Source organism: Kitasatospora sp. NPDC058218 (genome assembly GCF_042882445.1).
Classification (GTDB): Bacteria; Actinomycetota; Actinomycetes; order Streptomycetales; family Streptomycetaceae; genus Kitasatospora.
Window position 1 is genome coordinate 1 of sequence record NZ_JBHVWC010000165.1, and the last position, 1,660, is coordinate 1,660.

The following is a 1,660-nucleotide window of genomic DNA, read 5'->3' on the forward strand; positions in this document are numbered from 1 at the left end:
CTAGTGCCGTATCAGGCAACGTTCGCCCCGCGTTCTTGCCGGTCGAGTGCGGCGCGCGCGGGGCACGTAGTCTCGCGGGATGCATTCTCACCTGAGCTTCGAGAACCCTCCCGCGCTGCCTCATGAGGTCGTGGTCGAGACGTTGGAGCGGGCCCTGCGTGACCGCTCGCACGAGGGCGAAGCGGCGGACGCTCTGGTCGGAATCGCCTTGAGCGACGACGACCGGGAGTTCGTCGAGCACTGGTGCATGGAGGTCGGGACGCGTGCCGTGTCGGGCAGTCCGCTTCTCGGGCTGGCCGGCCTGTGCCTGGGCCATACCGCTCGACGCTTCAGCCGTCTCGGCGACGAGGCTCTCGCGCTGGCGAAGTCGCTGGCGGTGCGTGCTGAAACGGATCCGGCGGACGTGGATGGTCGGGCTCTCGACGGTTATGACGACGTCCGGGGCTTCCTGCGCCTTTGGTGACGCCGGCTGGCGCCGTCGCCGGCTAGGCGGCGTTGACCCTGCTCACGATGGCGGTGAGGCGCTTGTCGGCGGCGTTCTTGTTTCGCCAGATGATGTAGCGGCGGATCATGCTGCCCTGGGCCTTGTGGCTGGGATGGTCGGTACCGTCGAGGGCGAAGTAGCGCAGGGCGGTGAACTGGGCCTCGATCCGGTTGAGCCAGGAGCTGTTGGTCGGGGTGTAGGCGATCTCGACGTTGTTCGCCGCAGCCCAGGTCCCGACCCGCTGGCACCGCTTGGTGGTCAGGTGCGGGGAGTAGTTGTCGACCACGATCGCGATGCGGACGTCCACCGGGTGCAGCGAGCGCAGGTAGCGGCAGAACTCCAGGAACTTCGAGCGGTTCTTGGTCTTCTTGATGTGCCCGTAGAGCTGGTCCTTGCCCAGGTCGTAGGCGGCGAACAGGTGCCGGACCCCGTGCGGTCGGGTGTAGGTCGCCCGCCGGCGCGGCCGCGGCTCCCGGTCGGGGTCCTTGCCCCTGCCGCCGCGCTCGGCCCACTGCCGGCCGGGGTGGGGCTGGAGGTTGAGCGGCCCGAACTCGTCCATACAGAGGACCACTTCGGGCTCGCCTTCCTCGGGTATGACCTCGCCGTCGGCGATCGCGTAGAGGTGCTCGACCCGGGCCTTCTTGGCCGCGTAGTCGGGGTCGCGGGATGCCTTCCAGGTCTTCACGCGTTGAAACGACACGCCCTCCTGGTGGAGCAGGACCCGAAGGCCCTCGTGGCTGATGTCGTCGACCACCCCCTCGGCGACCAGGAAGTCGGCCAGCTTGGCCAGGCTCCAGGTCGAGAACGGCAGGCCGTGCTCGGCCGGCTTCGACTTCGCGATCTTCTTGATCTCGCGGCGCTCAGGCAGTGTGAACGTCCTGGGCCTGCCGCCCCGGTACTTCGGGTAGAGCGAGTCGAAGCCGTCGGCGTTGAAGTTGTGGACCACATCGCGGACCCGGTCGGCACTGGTGAACGTCACCTCGGCGATCTTCGCCACCGGCATAACCTGCGCGGACAGCAGCACCATCTGGGCGCGTCGCCATGTCACCACCGACCCGGTACCTCTACGGATGATTCGCAGCAACCGCCTGCCCTCGTCGTCATCGATCTCACGGACCTGCACGCGTTCAGCCACGTGATCATTCTGACCGTCCGGCGCCCATCAGCACAGCAACC

The 1,660-nt window shown here is 67.7% G+C and carries 2 protein-coding genes; one reads left to right on the forward strand and one right to left on the reverse strand.

The features are described 5' to 3' along the window. The first annotated feature begins 79 nt into the window (after positions 1-79). The gene (locus tag ACFVYI_RS42415; protein WP_387895473.1) at positions 80-463 is read left to right on the forward strand and encodes a hypothetical protein; all 384 of its coding nucleotides are present in this window, start codon (positions 80-82) and stop codon (positions 461-463) included. 22 nt (positions 464-485) lie between these two features. Here ACFVYI_RS42415 and ACFVYI_RS42420 read toward each other — a convergent pair whose 3' ends face one another. Next, positions 486-1,619, reverse strand: coding sequence for an IS630 family transposase (locus ACFVYI_RS42420; RefSeq protein WP_387895475.1), 1,134 nt, complete (start codon positions 1,617-1,619; stop codon positions 486-488). Positions 1,620-1,660: the final 41 nt, after the last annotated feature.

Bases quoted from the DNA above. Each gene is read 5' to 3' on its own strand.
- ACFVYI_RS42415 (WP_387895473.1), top strand. From the start codon at position 80: ATGCATTCTCACCTGAGCTTCGAGAACCCTCCCGCGCTGCCTCATGAG.